Origin of the sequence: Nonomuraea muscovyensis (genome assembly GCF_014207745.1) — a bacterium.
GTDB lineage: Bacteria > Actinomycetota > Actinomycetes > Streptosporangiales > Streptosporangiaceae > Nonomuraea > Nonomuraea muscovyensis.
This window is the reverse complement of the sequence record NZ_JACHJB010000002.1, coordinates 2,326,690-2,342,507: the sequence shown is the minus strand read 5'-3', so window position 1 is coordinate 2,342,507 and position 15,818 is coordinate 2,326,690. Positions and strand designations below refer to the sequence as shown.

Below are 15,818 nucleotides of genomic sequence, written 5' to 3'. Positions count from 1 at the left end.
AGTTGACGTTTTAACGGTTCAATTAAAGTCCCATTCTCCTGGGGCGCAGGGCAATTGTGGCAATGGCCGCCGATAGTCGGTACGATCACCGCCCGGCATGGAAACTCGAATCGCCGAGGAGGCCCCGTCGTCCGTGATGTCGAAGATCACGAACGGTAGCATGGGCTCCTTGTCCGTCCCCGGCAAGGCGACCTCCTCCCGGTTCCCCTCCCCGCGCCTCGACGGCGGAGGTCTCCCCACTCAAGGAGATTCGATGAAGTTCGCACGTGCCTGCGTCGCCGGGCTCGCGATCGCGTTGGGCCTGGCAGCCTGCGGCGGGGGCACGACGTCCTCCGGCGCCGCCGAGCCGGGCCAGAGCGGCGGCTCCCTGGAGAAGACGACGCTCACCGTCGGCGTGGTGCCCGTACCCTCCTCGGCGCCGCTGTTCATCGCGCAGAAGAGGGGCTTCTTCAAGGAGGAGGGCCTCACCGTCAAGACCGAGATCATCCAGGCCCCGCAGGCCGTCATGCCGAAGATCATGAACGGCAGCATGGACGCCTTCCTCACCAGCTACGTGTCGCTGCTGGCGATCAACGACTCGGGCGCGGCCAAGCTGAAGCTGTTCCAGCACAGCCAGGAGGCGGCCCCTGGCATGGCCTCCGTCGTGGTGCCCAAGGACTCCGCGGTCAAGACGGCGGCGGACCTCAAGGGCAAGACCGTCGCGGTCAACGTGCTCAAGGCGCTCGGCCAGACGGTCACCAACGCCCACCTGGAGCAGGCCGGGCTCGCGCCGACCGACGTCAAGTACGTCGCCGTGCCGTTCGCCGACCAGCTCGCCGCGCTGTCGTCGGGCAAGGTGGACGCCGCCTGGCTGGTGGAGCCGTTCCTCACCGCCGCCAAGACCGAGCTGGGCGCCGTCGAGGTGATCGACACGATGAGCGGCCCGACCGCGAGCATCCCCGTCGACGGCTGGGGTGTCTCCGAGGCGTGGCTGACCAAGAACCCCAACACCGCCAAGGCGTTCCACCGCGCCCTGGCCAGGGCGCAGCTCATCGCGGGCAGCGACCGCAACGCCGTCAACGAGGCCATCCCCACCTACACGCAGATCCCCGCCGAGACGGCCGCCTCGATGAAGCTGGGCGTCTACTCCATGGAGGTCGACAAGGCCAAGCTGCAGAAGCTGGGCGACCTGCTGGCCGGATACGGCTACCTGAAGAAGAAGCCCGACGTGACGCAGCAGATCGCGGCCACACTCGGATGATCCCTTCCGCGTTCCGGCGGGGAGCCCTCGGCGCGGTCGGCGTCGTCGGGTTCCTCGCCCTCCTCGAGGCCGCGGGGCGTCTCGGGATCATCGACCGGGACGTCCTGCCGTACGTCTCCGTCGTCCTCGCCACGGCGGCCGAGCTGGCGGCCGACGGCGAGTTCCACCGGCATGTGCTCGCGACGCTGGCCGCGTGCGCCTCCGGACTGCTCATCGCGTTCGCCGCCGCCGTGCCCGCCGGGCTGCTGCTGGGCACGGTCCCGGTGGTGGAACGCTCCGTGCGCCCGCTGGTCGAGTTCCTGCGCCCGATCCCGTCCGTGTCGCTCATCCCGCTGGCCATGTTCCTGTTCACCGACAGCGCCGACGCCAAGACGTCGCTGATCGTCTACACCTGCTGCTGGCCGCTGCTCATCAACACCCTGTACGGGCTCGCGGACGTCGATCCGCTGGCCAAGGACACGCTGCGCGGCTTCGGCTTCGGCGAGCCGTCCGTGGCGCTGCGGGTCTCGCTGCCCAGCGCCGCGCCGTTCATCGCCACCGGCGTGCGGATCGCCGTCGGCGTCACCCTCATCGTCGCGGTCAGCGTCGAGATCATCTCACCCGGCGGGGGCGGCATCGGCGCCTACCTGGTGGAGGCCGGCAGCGCCAACCGGCCGGACCGGGTGCTCGCCGGAGTCGTGTGGGCGGGGCTGCTCGGGCTGGCCGCCAGCCTGCTGTTCGCCGCCGGGGAACGGCGGCTGTTCCGCTGGCACACGGTCCGGACGGGGGAGGCGGTGTGAGCGGGTTCCTCGCCAGGGCGCGCTGGTACTGGCTGCTGCCCGTGGCCGCCGTGCTGTGGGAGGTGGCCACCCGGCGGGCCGAGGCCGTCTACTTCCCGCCGCCAACCGCGATCGTGGCCAGGCTGCACGAGCTGTGGTTCTCCGGGCCGCCGGCCGGCCTGTTCCTCACCCAGGAGGCGGTCCACGACCTGCTGCCGAGCCTCGGCAGGCTGTTCGCCGGCTGGGCGCTGGCCGCGACCGTGGGCGTGGCGCTGGGCCTGGCCATGGGCCGCTCGCGCACGCTCGCGGCGCTGGCCGAGCCGCTGCTGCACTTCGGCCGCTCGGTGCCGCCGTCCGCGCTGCTGCCGGTGTTCCTGCTGCTGTTCAAGATCGGCACGCCGATGCAGGTCGCGGCGATCGTGTACGGCGTCGTCTGGCCGGTGCTGATCAACGCGATGGACGGCGGGCGCACCGTGGACCGCCGCTACCTGGAGACCGGCCAGGTGTTCCGGCTCGGCGCGGGCACGCGCCTGGTGCGGATCATCCTGCCCGCCGCCGCGCCGAAGATCTTCGCCGGGCTGCGGCTCAGCGTCTCGCTGGCGCTCATCATGATGGTGATCTCGGAGCTGTACGGCAGCACCGAGGGGATCGGGCACCGCATGCTGGAGGCGCAGAGCCAGTTCGACATCCCGGCCATGTGGGCCGGGATCGTGCTGCTGGGCGTGCTCGGGGTGCTGCTCAACGTCGCGTTCCTGGCCGTCGAGCGGCGCGTGCTGAGCTGGCACGTGAGCGCCCGCGGCGACGCGGCCTGAGCGACGGCGGCCTGAGCGACACCGCCTGAACGACGCGGCCTGAGCGACGGCCTGCCGGTCGGCTCCGGTGGCGGGCCGTGTCGCTCGGCCGTGACGACGGAGGCCACCGCCCGGGTTCGCGTCCGGAGCGCGAGCGCGGAACGCCGTCACACTCAGCCCACCCGCCTCTCGTCGATCAGGGTCCGCCGCACGCACACCCCGTCCCTGATCCACTGCCAGACCCTGCTGCGCGACGCGCCGTCGTCGCTCAGCACGATCAGCTCGTACAGCCGCAGGTTCTCCTCCTCGGCCTTGTACCGCCAGGTCAGGTAGATCGTGGTGTCGTCCAGCTCCCAGAACTCGCCCCGCAGCCGGTCGGTGTCGAACCCGCACCGGCCGCCGCCCAGGTAGACGCCCGGGAACTCGTGCACCTCGGCCCGCCCGTCGTCCCAGGTGTAGCGGTTGGTCTGGTGGTAGGCGGCGTCGCCGACGATGGCGCACGTCATCGCGACGCGGTGCCGGTCTAGCACCGCGCCGAGCCGGTCGAGGTGCACGTACTCGCCCGCCCACTCGCCCTCGTGGCGGGCCAGCAGCGGCATCTCCGAACGCAGTCCCATGCTCTACTCCTCGCTCGTGTGCCACCACGGGTCGGCGGCGGTGGACCGGTTGACCAGGAACGCCCGGCGGCGCAGGAAACGGGCGATCGACGCGGCACCCATGCGGGAGCCGCCGAGGCCGGACCGCCCGAACGCGTGCTTCTCGCCGTCGTGCACGAACGCCGTCAGGGAGGCGTCGTTCACGCTGATCGCGCCGGCGCGCAGCCGGGCGGCCACCGCCAGCGCCTCCTCCTCCGAACCGGCGAAGACCGCCGCCGACAGCCCGTACACCGAGTCGTTGGCCAGGGCCACCGCCTCGCCGGGCCCGTCCACGGCCATGACCGGCAGGACGGGGCCGAACGTCTCCTCGGTCATGACGAGCATCGAGTGGTCCACCTCCGACAGCACGGTCGGGCGGCACCAGTGGCCCCCGCCGTGTCGTTCGATCCGGCCGCCCGTGTGCGTGACCGCGCCCCTGGCGGCGGCGTCGGCCAGGTGGGCGGCGATCACGTCCGCCTGCCGCGGTTCGATGATCGGCCCGATGGGGCCGCCCTCGCACGTCAGCCGCACCCCGGCGGCCTTGCGGGCGAGCAGCGCCAGGAACTCCTCGTACACGGTCCGCGCCACGTAGACCCGCTCGATCGACTGGCAGGACTGGCCGGCGTTGGCCGTGCCGCCCCACAGGATCGCCGAGGCCGCCCGGTCGAGGTCGGCGCCGGCGAGCACGATCGCCGGGTCCTTGCCGCCCATCTCCAGGAACGCCGGGACGAACGCGCGGGCCGCCGCCCGCGCCACCTGTGACCCCGTCGGCACGCTGCCGGTGAACACCACGGCGTCCACCAGGTCCACCAGGGCGGCGCCGGTCGTCCCGTCACCCTCGACGACCCGCAGCGGCAGTTCCTCGGGCACGAGGCGCATCAGCGGCTCGATGAACCGGGGGGTGACCTCGCTCGGCTTGACCAGCACCGTGCAGCCGGCGGCCAGCGCGGGCACCGCGTCGATGAGGCTGAGCAGCAGCGGGAAGTTCCACGGGCCGATCACCCCGACCAGCTCGTACGGCACCACGTCCCCCGCCACCACCACCTGCGGCTCCGCGGGGTGGGGCGGTGCTCCTGGACCTCCCGGCAGGGACGCGGGGCGTTCGGGCGGTGGGGCGAGCAGCGCGGGCGCCTGCCGCACCCAGCGGGCGACCAGGGCGGCGACGGCCCGCGTCTCCAGCAGCGACTCGGCGACCCGCCCGGTGTCGGCGACCAGTGCCGCCGCCAGCTCCTCGTCGCGCGCGACGGCCGCCCCGAACCGCGTCAGCGCCGCCGCCCGCCGCTCCCAGCCCACGGCCCGCCCTTCGGGGGAGGCCGGTGCGCCGGTCCAGGCGGGGGCCATGGCGCGGAGGGCGGCGGCGGTGGCGGCCAGGCGGTCCGGGGAGACGGGGGCCAGGGGGCGCTCGACCCGGCCGGTGAGGGGGTCGAGGACGGGCGTCACGACGTCTTCCCGCTCGCGGCGCACCAGTCCGTCCACGTGGTTGCCCCGCCGCGGAGCTGCTTGGCGTGGAAGGAGGTCCACGAGTTCTGGCTCGGTCCGGGCGACGGCGGGGCGGCCGTGTAGAGCGGGTAGCGGGCCTCCACCTCGGCGCGCAGCCACGGCTCCAGGTGCCGGTACGACGGCAGCGACCAGGCGCGGGCGTGGTAGTTGAGGCGTCCGGGGACGGCGCTCTCGGCCAGGCACATGAACGGCGCCCACGGGCTCGTCCGCGCCCAGCTGATCTTGGTCCGCATCGCGCCCGGCGGCACCGTGCCCGGGACGGTCCGCGCCCTCACCTCACGGTCGTCCACCGAGAAGTCGAACATCTCCTGCGCCGTGTAGACGCCGTTCACCAGCCCGAACGTCTCGCCCAGCGCGGCGCCGTAGTCGACGCGGACCGGGATGTCGCTGCTCCACACGGTCTCGTCGTGCAGCTGTCGCAGCGGCGGGCCCTGGAAGGAGGGGGTGACGTCGAACGGGCCGAAGTTCACCGTGTCGTTGTTGATCGGCACGACCGGGTACGTCCTGCCGTCGATCGGGTTGGCCCACTCCCGCACGATCTGCGTCGGGTCGGCGGGGTCGGTGTAGAAGACGATCTCGCGGGAGAGCTGGTAGAGCTGCGTGGTGCCCGGCACCCGGTAGAGCCGCCGGATGTTGTAGCCCTCGATGTTGAACAGCTTGCGGCCGTGGCTCAGCCGCGGTTGCTGCGCGTTGCCCGGGATGTCGGTGTAGACGGATCCCGAGATGCGGAAGACCATGTCCCGGCCGTCCGGGCGGCCGAACGTCTGGAGGGACAGGAGCGCGCTCTTGTCGGTGACCGTCCGGAACACCGGCCCCGGGCGAGCCGGGTCGCCGGCCTCGCCGGCCGCCTCGGCTCCGGGACCGGCGGCGACCGCCACCAGCCCGGCGAGAACCATGGACACGACCATCCTGCGGCGTCTGGACAACAGTGCTCCCGCTTTCTCCGGTGGAGATGACGGCGACCATTGTGATCATTTGGAGGGTGTTCATGTCCAGAGTCCAGGCCATGCCCAGGCCGATGACGTTCCGCCACCGGATGTCGGCAGGGCCGTTGGTCCCGCGCGGCCCGGGACCTCGTCCTCTGGGAGCCGCCGGGCCCCGGGTGTGTGCTGAAGGGGCCGGCCGGGGTGCCGGAGCGCCGCCCCGGCACCCCGGCCGCCGCACCCACGGCCGTGTGGCCGGTGGTCCGGGACCTCTGGAGGCCGTCATGACCGTCGTCGTCGCCCCGCCGCACCTGACGGACGCAGCCCGCGCGGACTGGGATGTCCTGCAGACCCCGACCCCGGACGCGCCCCGCTTCGACCCGGAGCAGGCCGGCCCGCTGCCCGAGCCCGCCCGCCGCTGGGTTCTGCACGCCATCGCCCCCGGGACGCCGCTGCTGCGCGCGGTGGTGCTGGACCTGCACGGGACGATCCGGCTCGGCGGATGGCGTCCCTTCCGCGCCGCGCAGGCGCTGCTGCCGATGGCCGGGTACGTCTGGGCCGCCGCCGCCCGGCTGGGACCGGTGACGGTACGCGGGTTCGACCGCTACCGCGACGGCACGGGCGAGATGCGCTGGCGGCTGCTCGACGTCCTGCCCGTGATGTCCGGCGGCGGCCCCGACATCGCCCGCAGCGCCGCCGGCCGGCTGGCCTGCGAGTTCGTGCTGGCACCCGCCGCCGCCCTGGACCCGCGTGTCCAGTGGAAGACGCTCGGCGAGCACCAGGCGGTCGCCCGGCTCCCGGTGGGGGAGGAGGACTACGAGGTGACGCTCACCGTCGCCCCCGACGGCCGCCTGGCGGCCGTCACCGTGCCCCGCTGGGGCGATCCGGCGGGCGACGGCCGGTTCGGCGTGCACCCGTTCGGGGTGGAATGCGGCCGTGAGACGACCTTCGACGGGTTCACGATCCCGGCGGACGTGCGTGGCGGCTGGTGGCCGGGGGAGGACCGGTGGGCCGGCGGCGAGTTCATCCGCTTCACCGTCGACCACGCACGCTACCGCTGACAGGGACGCTGGGGGGCGATCACCTGCCGCCGCCGGGCACCGCGCGGGATCGGCGGCCGTCTCCCGCGGTCAGAGCCCCCGGATGCGGCGGCCGGTGATCTGGTGGGGGACGATGCGGATGTACAGCTCGCGCTCACCGCCCGCCCACGGGGAGACGCCCGCGCCGGTCACCTGCCGCAGCTCCTCCTGCGGCACATGGTGCGCGGGCCCCTGCACCAGCACGCTCCACCCCTCCCGCCGGGCCTCGTCGATCTGGTCGACCTCGAAACCGATCTTGATCTCGACGCCCTCCAACCCGGTGCGCAGGCTCTGGTCCATGGGACCGCCGTAGGCGGTGCGGAAGACGATCGCGCCCTCGTGCAGCTTGTAGTTGACTGGCAGCACGGTCGGCCCCTGCGGACCGCCGAACGCCACCCGCCCGATGCCGCCGGGCGCGATGAGGCGCAGGCACTCCTCCGGCTGCAGCACCTCCAGCTTCGGGCCCGCCTGCGCGTGACCCACGCCGGGCGGCCGGTCGCCGCCGCCGCCCAGCAGGTCCTCGACGGTGATCTGCAGGGCGTCGGCCAGGCGCGTCAGGGCGCTGGTGCCGATGGTGTCGGGATGTTCCTCCAGGTACTTGACGTACCCGGGAGCCATGGCGGCGCGCTCGGCGAGCTGTTCGCGGGTCAGGCCGAGGCGTTCGCGGTGGTGGATGATGCGACGTCCGAGGTCGCCGGTGGACATGGTCGTCCCCCCTTGCTGGCTGGCGAAGGTGCGGCGTGCGCCGCGCGCGAGCGTGACGCCGTTGACGCGGGTCTTGTCGTGGTCCGCGTCGATGAAGTAACGGATGCCGCGGAAACGGATCGGCAGGGAGAGGGGAGCGAGCTCGCCGGGCAGCAGCGGGTCGAGGTGGAGCCCGTCACGGCGAAGGTGGAGCCCCAGGTAGCAGCGTTGGATCAGGTCGAGCGTGCCGGCCATGGCGCCGAGATGGACGCCTTCGGCCGTGGTGCCGCCCTGCACGTCCTCGAGGTCGCTGGCCAGCGCCTCGGTGAAGAAGCTCCACGAGCGCGCCCGGTCGGACCGGGTGAGCACCCAGGCGTGCACGACGGCGCTCAGCGTGGAGCCGTGGCTGGTGCGGCCGAGGTAGTAGTGGATGGTACGGGGGATCAGCTCGGGGCCGGCCGGGTAGCCGAGCCGGTGCAGCAGGCCCAGCAACTCGTCGGAGGTCAGCAGGTAGAACAGCATGAGCGTGTCGGCCTGCTTGGACGCCTTGTAGCGGTTGACGTCGTCGCCCTGCGACTCCAGCACCCGGTCCAGGCGGCGCGCTCCCCGATACCGTTCCCAGTCGAGCTCGGCCAGCTCGGCGTAGCCGCCGAACTGGCTGATCACACCGTCGTGGAAGTCGACCCGCATCCGCCGGGTGATGTCCAGCCAGTGTTCCACCTCGCCCTCGGCCACCGGCAGGTCGGGGTGCAGCTCCAGGGTGTCGAGGGCGCGCAGCAGCAGCCACACGGTCATGACGTTGGTGTAGGCGTTGTTGGCCAGGCCGGGGGAGGCGGCTCCGGGGTAGTGCTCGTGATACTCGTCGGGGCCCATCACGCCGTGGATCTCGTACCGTCCCGACTCCTCGAACGGCACCGCCAGCGAGGCGAAGAACCGCGCGATGTCGACGAGCAGCTCCGCGCACCACGGCGGCATCGACCCGGTCGCCAGGTGGTGCTGCCACACGTTGTAGGCGATGGCCAGCCCCACGTGCCGCTGCAGGTGCGAGCGGTCCGGCAGCCAGCGGCCCGACAGCGGGTTGAGGTGCAGCGTCTGCGTCTCCTCACGGCCGTCGCTGCCGCTCTGCCACGGGAACATCGCCCCGTCGAACCCGGCCGCCCGGGCCGCCGCCCGCGCCTCCGGCAACCGCCGCCACCGGTAGCGCAGCAGGCCGCGGGAGATCTCGGGGAAGCGCAGGTTCAGCCAGGGCAGCACGAACAGCTCGTCCCAGAACACGTGCCCCCGGTACGCCTCGCCGTGCAGCCCGCGGGCGGGCACCCCGGCGTCCAGGTCGGCGGTGTGCGGCGACAGCGTCTGCAGCAGGTGGAAGACGTGCAGGCGGACGGCCCGCGCGATGTCCGCGCCGTCGACGTCCAGCCGGCCCCGCTCCCACAGCCGCGCCCAGGCCGCCTCGTGCCGTGCCAGCAGCGTGTCGAAGCGCGGCGCCAGCCGCACCGCCCGCAGCGCCGCCGAGCACGGGTCGTGGATCGCCGGGTCGCGGGACGTCACCAGAGCGACGATCTTCGTCAGGGACGCGGGTGTCCCCTCGGCGAGGTCGAGCACGTGCTCGGCGGCGATCAGGTCCGGCTTCTGGGTCACCTCCGGCGACGGCGCGCCGTGGTCGGTGCGGGACGCCAGCGCGACGGTGATCCCGGAGGTGCGGGTGACGGCGCTCAGCCAGGCCAGATCGCCTGCCGTCCCCGTGTCGTAGCCGGTCAGGTGGTCGCCGCGCAGTTCGCGATAGCGGGCCACGCCGCTGTTGGTGACCCGGCCGTCGAGGGCCGCCCGGACGCGCAGCGGGCCCGACCAGTTCTCCGCCACGAAGTCGGTGTCCAGGGCGGCCAGCAGGGGGTCGGCCATGGACACGAGGCGGCGCTGCCGCACCCGGGTGATCCGGCCCGACCCGTCCCGCCAGCGCAGCGACCTGATCAGCACCCCGCGCCGCATGTCCAGCTCGGTCCGGTAGTCCAGCAGGTGGGCCCGGTCCGGGCTGAACCAGTCGCCGTCGGGCGTGGCGAACGTCAGCGGCAGCCAGTCGGGCAGGTTGACGAGGTCCTCGTTGGTGACGGTCCGGCCGGCGACCGTGGAGTCGAGGCGGTTGTAGCAGCCGGCGGCGTAGGTGCCGGGCGTCCGTGCGCCGCCGTCGGGGGTGGCGCCGCGCGTGGCGAAGCGGCCGTTGCCCAGCGTGCACAGCGCCTCCCGCAGCGCCTCGTGGCCGGGGTCGTACCCGTCGTAGCGCAGCGACCACGGGCCGTCCGCCGATCCGCCGGCCGCGCTCTCGGGGGCGTACGAGGCCGCGGAGGTCCCGTCCGGGGCGAGGAAGGCCTCGTGCAGGGCGAGGAACCTCTCGTCCGGGGCGAGGGAGGGCTCGTACGGGGCGGCGGACGTCTCGTACGGGGCGGCGGGCGGATCCGGCGCTGTCATGGACGGCTCGCGGGCACCCGGCCCGTGGCGGCCGGCTCGGACGGCGCCGGATCCGGCTTGCCCGGCAGCCCCAGCCGGGCAAGCCGGATGAACACGTCGAACACGTGTTTCGACGCCGCCGCGCGCACCCGCGCCGTGTCGGTGACCACGCCGTCGGTGTCGAGGACGACGGCGCCGACCGTGGCGAGATCGATGACGGTCATGCGACGACGCTACCCACAGGCCGGGTCGCCAGACATGGCCGCGGGACCTTGGACCCGCCCGTCCGGGACGTTCGCCGCTGCAGAACGGCTCGGCAGGGGAGGAGCGTGGGAGATGGACGTGAGGAGGAGACCATGGCAATCGAAGTCAAGGACGTCATGGGCCGCGTGGCCGTCGCCGTGTTCGAGAACGCGCCGTTCGCCGAGATCGTCACCGTGATGAGGCGGTACGCCGTCGGGGCGGTCACCGTGATCGACGCCGACCGGCGTCCGGTGGGCGTGGTCTCCGAAGCCGACCTCCTGCTCAAGGCCAGTGACCCGGTACGCCACAGCGTCTCGATGTTCGAGTCGCACCGGCAGCGCCAGGACCACCGCAAGGCCGCGGGCGTGACGGCGGCCCAGCTCATGACCTCCCCGGCCGTCACGGTCACCCCGACGACACCGGTCCGTGAAGCGGCCCGGGTGATGCACCATGAGCGCATCAAGCAGCTTCCGGTCGTGGACCCGGTCAGCGGGCGCATCGTCGGCACGCTGCACCAGCACGACGCGCTGCGGGTCTTCACCCGCCCGGTCGCCGACCTGATGGCCGACATCCGCGCCCAGCTCCCCGACGAGCGGGCGCTCTCGATCGAGATCGACCGGGGCGTCGTGACCGTGCGCGGCACGGTCGAGTCGAGGTCGCAGGCCATCGCCGTGGCGGAGCGGATCCGCTCGGTGGAGGGCGTCGTGGACGTCGTGTCCGAACTGGCGTGCGTCCGGGAGGACATCATCGTCCCACCGGCGACGTAGCGCGCCGCCCTGTCGGCGCGGCCACGACGCGCGAGCCGCCGCACCCGGACGGTCCCCGCTCCCCAGATGCGCGGACGATGCCGGGTCAGGGGAACCGGCGTGTGCGGACGATGCCGGGTCAGGGGAGTCAGCGTGTGCGGATGATGCCGGGTCAGGGGAGCCGGCGTACCCGGACGATGCCCGGGACGGTGCCCGTCAGCAGTCCGGCGATGCGGTCGGCGTGCTCGTCGGGCGGGACGCCCGGCGCGCGGCGCAGCTCCGCCACCCCCTCGTCGACCGTGACCTCCCAGCCGGCGCCCGTCGGATGATGCTCGCGCAGCACGGCGACGACCGCCTCGCGCAGTTCCGCGTCGGGCCGGGACAGCATCGCCATCAGGTCGCGACGGCTCAGCATGCCCACCACCTTCTCGCCCTCCAGGACGGGCAGGCTCTTGACGCGTTTGCCGACCATAAGGTCGATCGCCGTGGCGGCATCGGTGACCGGCGTGACCGTCACCACGGCATGCGTCATCACCTGCCACACCTGGCGCGGCACCGGCCCGGCGGACGGTACCGCGGGTCGCGCGGCCGCCCGCGCATCCGGCTCGAACTCGCCGCGCAGCAGGTCCACCTCGCTCACCATCCCGGCCAGGCGGCCGGCGTCGTCGAGGACGGGGGCGGCGGTGAGGTCGTGGGCGTGCAGCACGCGGATCGCCCGCCGCACCGGGTCGGTGCGGCGGACGGTAACGGCCGGGCTGCTCATGACCTCGCGGACCAGCATGGCTATCCGGCCTCTCCCTCGTCCTCATCGCCGCCCCCACGCTCCTGGCCGGTGGTCCTTCCATCACAACGCGGGACTTACACCCCTGGTAGGGGCGTAAGTCCCGAATCGGTTGGTAGGGGGAAGCCCCGAATCGGCGACCAGGTCAACGCAGCCGGCGCAGCAGCGGAGACGGCTGCGGGTCGCAGGGCGCAACCCTGATCCGGACGTCCACCGTGACGGCGGCGTCGGTGGTGACGATCACCGGGTTGAGGTCCAGCTCGGCCACCTCCGGCAGGTCCTCCAGCAGCCTGCCGATGCGGACGACCGTGCCCGCCAGAGCCTCCACGTCGGCCGGCTGCGCGCCGCGGTAGCCGTACAGCAGCGGCGAGCAGCGCAGCTCGCGGATCATCTCCACCGCCTCCTCCGTGGTGAGCGGCGGCACCCGGAACGACTGGTCGGCCAGCAGTTCGGCCGTCACACCGCCCATCCCCACCATGACGAGCGGCCCGAACGCCGGGTAGCCGACGCCGCCCACGATGATCTCCACCCCGGGGGGCAGCATGCGCTGGACGGTCGCGCCGGTCATCTCGGAGCCGATCCGCTCCGCCATCTCCTCGTACGCCCGGCGCACCTCCTCCGGGCTGCGCAGCCCGAGGCGGACCCCGCCGACGTCGCTCTTGTGCACCGGGCCGATCGCCTTCACCACGGCGGGCAGGCCCACCTGCGCCGCGGCCTCGGCGGCGGCCTCGGGGCCGGTGACGTCGGCCGACTCGACGAGGCTCACCCCGTAACAGGCCAGCAGCCGGGTCGCGGCGCCGGGCGCCAGCCAGCCGCCCTCGGGCCGGGCGGCCAGTTCCTCGCCGACGATCTCCCGCGCCGCCGACCGCACCTCGCCCGCCGAGGAGGTGGTCGCCAGCGCGGTGGCGGCCGTCGTGGAGACGGCCGCGGGCGCACCGGCCGCGCGCGCGGTGCGCCACTCGGCGTAGCGGACGGCCTGGGCCAGGGCCTCGACGGCCTGCTCGGGGTAGGCGTAGCCGGGCACGCGGCCGTCGATGAGCCCGTCATGGCCGGAGACGCACGCCAGCACCGGCTTGTCCGCGTGCTCGGCGGCGGCGACGACGGCCTTGCGCGTCTCCTCCAGCCCCGACCCGAACGGCGGGGTGTAGACGACGAGCACCGCGTCCACCTCGTCCGCCCCCACCAGCGCCGCCACGGCGGCGCCGATCTCGTCGGCGAGCGCGTCGGCCGTCAGGTCCACCGGGTTGCCCAGTGCGGCGGCCGAGCGGGCCTTGACCAGGCCGGCGGGCAGCTCGGGGACCACAAGGCCGTGCCGTTCGCAGGCGTCGGCGGCCATCGCCTCGGGTCCGCCCGAGTTGCCGACGATCGCGACCCGGCGGCCACGCGGCAGCGGCTGCGCGGCCAGCAGGCGGGCGGTGTCGATCAACTCGTGCACGCTGTCCAGCCGGATCACCCCGGCGGCGCGGACCAGCGCGTCCACGGCCACGTCGGGGGTGGCGGCCGCCGCGGTGTGGGAGCGCACCGCCCGGTCGCCCGCGCCGGACCGGCCGCTCTTGACGAGCAGCACCGGCTTGCGCGCCGCGACGCGCCGGGCGATGCGGGCGAACTTGCGCGGGTTGCCGAACGACTCCAGGTAGAGGGCGATCACGTCGGTGTCCTCATCGTCCTCCCAGAACTCCAGCAGGTCGTTGCCGCTGACGTCGGCCTTGTTGCCGACGGACACGAACGACGAGACGTCCAGCCGGTCCAGCAGCGCCGCGCCGACGGCGCCCGACTGCGACATGAGCGCGACCCGGCCGCGGGCGGGGGCGTGCGGCAGGAAGCTGGCGTTGAGCCGGGCCGCGGTGTTGACCACGCCCAGGCAGTTGGGGCCGACCAGGCGCATTCCGGCGGAGCGGCAGATCCGCAGCAGCTCGCCCTCCGCGTCGGGCCGCCCGGCCTCGGCGAAGCCCGACGTCACCACGACCAGGCCGGCGACCCGGGCGGCGGCGCAGTCGCGGGCCACGTCCAGCACCTGCTGCGGCGGCACCGCCACCACCGCGAGGTCCACCGCGCCCGGCACGTCGGCCAGGCCGGGGTAGCAGGTCAGGCCGGCCACCTGGTCGGCCTTGGGGTTGACCGGGTAGAGCGGCCCGGCGAAGCCGCCGTCGAGGAGGTTGCGGAGCACCTTGTGGCCGACACCGCCCGGGTCGCGGCCCGCGCCGATCACCGCCACGGACCGCGGGGCCAGCACGCGGGTCAGCGAGGCACGGCCCGCCACGTGGTCGCGCGCCTCCACGACGGCCTGCAGCTCCGGCGTCGGGCTGGAGTCCAGGTTGATGCGGAGCGTGCCGCTGCCCGCGTGCCGGACCGACTCCAGTCCCAGATCACGCAGCACCCGGATCATGGTCTCGTTCTCGGGCAGGACGTCGGCGGTCAGCTCGCGCACGCCGTCGGCCGCCGCGTTGATCGCGAGGTGCTCCAGCAGCAGCGTGCCGAGGCCGTTGCCCTGCACGGCGTCGTCCAGGAGAATCGCGAGGTCAGCGGTGTCCCGGCCGTCCTCGCGGCGCGTGCCGCCGTCCTCGCCGTCGGGGATGTACTCGGCGACGGCCACCAGCTCGTCACGCACGGTGGCCACCAGGGCGTGGCCGTGGTAGCCGGGGCCGGTGATCCGGTCCATGTAGGCGTGGGCGGTGTTGCGGCCCCCGGTGAAGAACCTCAGGTACGCCGACCGTGCCGACGAGCGGTCCACCAGCTCGTGCAGGGCTTCGCGGTCGGTGGCGAGCAGCGGGCGCACGTGGGCGATGCCGCCGTCGCGCAGCAGCACGTCATAGCCGTCAGACATGCGAGGTCTCCAGTTCGGCGGCAGGGCGGCGCGGCGCGCGGGCGACGAACGGCCCGTAGCCGAGCCTGATGATCATCTGCGCGTGGCCGCGCCGGTGGCGGGGATCCCTGCGGCGGCGCATGTCCCGCAGGTCGAGGGGCTGGTTGAGGAACGACGCCGACACCCCGTGCCGGGCCGCCGTGAGCAGCACCCGTTGCAGTGCCTGCCCGGCGCGCAGCCAGTCGAGCGGCCGGTCGCCCGGCGTGGTCAGCACCGCGAGCTGCGGGCGCGCCTCGAACCGGGCCCGGCCGGAGTGCTGCCCGAAGTCACGCACCGGGGCCGGGTCGCCCGCCGGACGCGGCCCGCGGACGTGGCGGGGGACCCCGTCGGCGTGGGCGCCCGGCATCGTCCAGGCGGCCAGCTCGGCCCGGTAGTCCGCGTCGTGCGCGAGCTCCTCCTCGGCCAGCGCCGCGAACTCCAGGATGTCGGCCGTGGCGCGCCGGTCGAGCGGCAGCAGGGCGGCCCCCTCGCGGGAGGCGGCGATGCGCAGCTCGGCCAGCACCGCCGGCGGCACCCGGCGGTCGTCGAACGGCTCGCGGTTGGTGCGGCGCGTCCAGATCAGGTCGTACAGCTCGCGGTGCCGGCCCGTGGCCGGGGGCGTGTCGCCCATCCGCACCGCCGCCAGCAGCCCGGGGTCGAGCTCCGGGTCGGGCTGCAGCCACACGACCGGGCGCAGCCCGGCGGCGCGGACCGCGAGGCGCAGGTTGAACAGGGCCGCGCCGCAGCTCACGTGCTGGGAGCGGCCGCGCGGGTCGCTGACCCGCAGCCGCCGGTCGGGGTCGGCCAGCAGTTCCACGAACTCGCGTCGCACGACCGTGAAGCGCCACGGCTGGGTGTTGAGCACCGACGGCGCCTGGCCGGCCGCGACCAGCAGCCTGCGCACGCCCAGCTCGGAGGCGAGCGGGTTTGCGGACGGGCTGACAGGCCGGCCGGGCGGCGACGCGGCCGGGCGACCGGCCGCGCGCCCCGTCGAGGGGCCGGGCGGCGGGCCGGCCGGGTGGCGGGTGGGACGGGTGGCGTGCTGGTCGGCCGGGGGAGTGGACATGACGCACCTCCTGCTCAGAGCCTTCCGCGGTGTCACCCGGCACCGGCAGAGCCGGACGGCCCGGCCGGGAGTGCCGAAAGTCCCACCC

General features: G+C 73.9%; 14 protein-coding genes. 5 read left to right on the top strand and 9 right to left on the bottom strand.

Features of this window, described 5'->3' with window-relative positions; translation table 11 throughout:
* Positions 1-18: 18 nt before the first annotated feature.
* The gene (locus FHU36_RS45875; protein WP_281394346.1) at positions 19-150 is read right to left on the bottom strand and encodes a hypothetical protein; all 132 of its coding nucleotides are present in this window, start codon (positions 148-150) and stop codon (positions 19-21) included.
* A gap of 103 nt (positions 151-253) precedes the next feature.
* Between FHU36_RS45875 and FHU36_RS27625 the strand changes: the two genes are divergently transcribed.
* The 3 genes from FHU36_RS27625 to FHU36_RS27615 are packed head-to-tail and all read left to right on the top strand — an operon-like array spanning position 254 to position 2,810.
* On the top strand, positions 254-1,240 hold the full coding sequence (locus FHU36_RS27625) for an ABC transporter substrate-binding protein (protein WP_185086711.1): 987 nt from the start codon (positions 254-256) through the stop codon (positions 1,238-1,240).
* Positions 1,237-2,019, top strand: coding sequence for an ABC transporter permease (locus FHU36_RS27620; RefSeq protein WP_185086710.1), 783 nt, complete (start codon positions 1,237-1,239; stop codon positions 2,017-2,019). Before FHU36_RS27625 ends, FHU36_RS27620 begins: the two co-directional genes overlap by 4 nt.
* Entirely contained in the window at positions 2,016-2,810 is a 795-nt protein-coding gene (locus FHU36_RS27615; protein ID WP_185086709.1) for an ABC transporter permease, read from the top strand. The genes FHU36_RS27620 and FHU36_RS27615 overlap by 4 nt, the downstream gene beginning before the upstream one ends.
* A gap of 152 nt (positions 2,811-2,962) precedes the next feature.
* On the opposite strand, the gene FHU36_RS27610 is transcribed toward FHU36_RS27615, so the two are convergent.
* Genes FHU36_RS27610 through FHU36_RS27600 form a run of 3 tightly spaced genes read right to left on the bottom strand, consistent with a single transcriptional unit; the run spans position 2,963 to position 5,820 of the window.
* Positions 2,963-3,406, bottom strand: coding sequence for a DUF3598 domain-containing protein (locus tag FHU36_RS27610; RefSeq protein ID WP_185086708.1), 444 nt, complete (start codon positions 3,404-3,406; stop codon positions 2,963-2,965).
* 3 nt (positions 3,407-3,409) lie between these two features.
* Entirely contained in the window at positions 3,410-4,900 is a 1,491-nt protein-coding gene (locus FHU36_RS27605; RefSeq protein WP_221496601.1) for an aldehyde dehydrogenase family protein, read from the bottom strand.
* Entirely contained in the window at positions 4,861-5,820 is a 960-nt protein-coding gene (locus FHU36_RS27600) for a DUF1838 family protein (RefSeq protein ID WP_185087678.1), read from the bottom strand. The genes FHU36_RS27605 and FHU36_RS27600 overlap by 40 nt, the downstream gene beginning before the upstream one ends.
* Before the next feature lie 311 nt (positions 5,821-6,131).
* Between FHU36_RS27600 and FHU36_RS27595 the strand changes: the two genes are divergently transcribed.
* Positions 6,132-6,908 carry a DUF6544 family protein gene (locus tag FHU36_RS27595; protein ID WP_185086707.1) on the top strand — a complete coding sequence of 259 codons (777 nt, stop codon included), beginning with the start codon at positions 6,132-6,134 and terminating at the stop codon, positions 6,906-6,908.
* Between the two features lie 69 nt (positions 6,909-6,977).
* On the opposite strand, the gene FHU36_RS27590 is transcribed toward FHU36_RS27595, so the two are convergent.
* Complete coding sequence (locus FHU36_RS27590) at positions 6,978-10,073, bottom strand: pyridoxamine 5'-phosphate oxidase family protein (RefSeq protein WP_185086706.1); 3,096 nt, start codon at positions 10,071-10,073, stop codon at positions 6,978-6,980.
* Entirely contained in the window at positions 10,070-10,276 is a 207-nt protein-coding gene (locus FHU36_RS44925; protein WP_185086705.1) for a hypothetical protein, read from the bottom strand. Before FHU36_RS44925 ends, FHU36_RS27590 begins: the two co-directional genes overlap by 4 nt.
* 132 nt (positions 10,277-10,408) lie before the next feature.
* Between FHU36_RS44925 and FHU36_RS27580 the strand changes: the two genes are divergently transcribed.
* On the top strand, positions 10,409-11,062 hold the full coding sequence (locus FHU36_RS27580; RefSeq protein ID WP_185086704.1) for a CBS domain-containing protein: 654 nt from the start codon (positions 10,409-10,411) through the stop codon (positions 11,060-11,062).
* A gap of 151 nt (positions 11,063-11,213) precedes the next feature.
* Here the strand turns inward: FHU36_RS27580 and FHU36_RS27575 are convergent, their stop codons facing one another.
* The 3 genes from FHU36_RS27575 to FHU36_RS27565 form a co-directional block, all read right to left on the bottom strand.
* On the bottom strand, positions 11,214-11,822 hold the full coding sequence (locus FHU36_RS27575) for a CBS domain-containing protein (protein WP_185086703.1): 609 nt from the start codon (positions 11,820-11,822) through the stop codon (positions 11,214-11,216).
* 145 nt (positions 11,823-11,967) lie between these two features.
* Positions 11,968-14,646 (bottom strand): bifunctional acetate--CoA ligase family protein/GNAT family N-acetyltransferase, encoded by a 2,679-nt coding sequence (locus tag FHU36_RS27570; RefSeq protein ID WP_185086702.1) that lies wholly within the window; start codon positions 14,644-14,646, stop codon positions 11,968-11,970.
* Positions 14,639-15,730, bottom strand: coding sequence for an Acg family FMN-binding oxidoreductase (locus tag FHU36_RS27565; RefSeq protein ID WP_185086701.1), 1,092 nt, complete (start codon positions 15,728-15,730; stop codon positions 14,639-14,641). The genes FHU36_RS27570 and FHU36_RS27565 overlap by 8 nt, the downstream gene beginning before the upstream one ends.
* Between the last annotated feature and the right edge of the window lie 88 nt (positions 15,731-15,818).

What these genes read in the sequence shown, in the direction of transcription:
- FHU36_RS27610 (WP_185086708.1), bottom strand. Translation starts at nt 3,406, where the DNA reads ATGGGACTGCGTTCGGAGATGCCGCTGCTGGCCCGCCACGAGGGCGAG.
- FHU36_RS27620 (WP_185086710.1), top strand. Translation starts at nt 1,237, where the DNA reads ATGATCCCTTCCGCGTTCCGGCGGGGAGCCCTCGGCGCGGTCGGCGTC.
- FHU36_RS27590 (WP_185086706.1), bottom strand. Translation starts at nt 10,073, where the DNA reads ATGACAGCGCCGGATCCGCCCGCCGCCCCGTACGAGACGTCCGCCGCC.
- FHU36_RS44925 (WP_185086705.1), bottom strand. Translation starts at nt 10,276, where the DNA reads ATGACCGTCATCGATCTCGCCACGGTCGGCGCCGTCGTCCTCGACACC.
- FHU36_RS27595 (WP_185086707.1), top strand. Translation starts at nt 6,132, where the DNA reads ATGACCGTCGTCGTCGCCCCGCCGCACCTGACGGACGCAGCCCGCGCG.
- FHU36_RS27575 (WP_185086703.1), bottom strand. Translation starts at nt 11,822, where the DNA reads ATGCTGGTCCGCGAGGTCATGAGCAGCCCGGCCGTTACCGTCCGCCGC.
- FHU36_RS27600 (WP_185087678.1), bottom strand. Translation starts at nt 5,820, where the DNA reads ATGGTTCTCGCCGGGCTGGTGGCGGTCGCCGCCGGTCCCGGAGCCGAG.
- FHU36_RS27625 (WP_185086711.1), top strand. Translation starts at nt 254, where the DNA reads ATGAAGTTCGCACGTGCCTGCGTCGCCGGGCTCGCGATCGCGTTGGGC.
- FHU36_RS27570 (WP_185086702.1), bottom strand. Translation starts at nt 14,646, where the DNA reads ATGTCTGACGGCTATGACGTGCTGCTGCGCGACGGCGGCATCGCCCAC.
- FHU36_RS27580 (WP_185086704.1), top strand. Translation starts at nt 10,409, where the DNA reads ATGGCAATCGAAGTCAAGGACGTCATGGGCCGCGTGGCCGTCGCCGTG.
- FHU36_RS27565 (WP_185086701.1), bottom strand. Translation starts at nt 15,730, where the DNA reads ATGTCCACTCCCCCGGCCGACCAGCACGCCACCCGTCCCACCCGCCAC.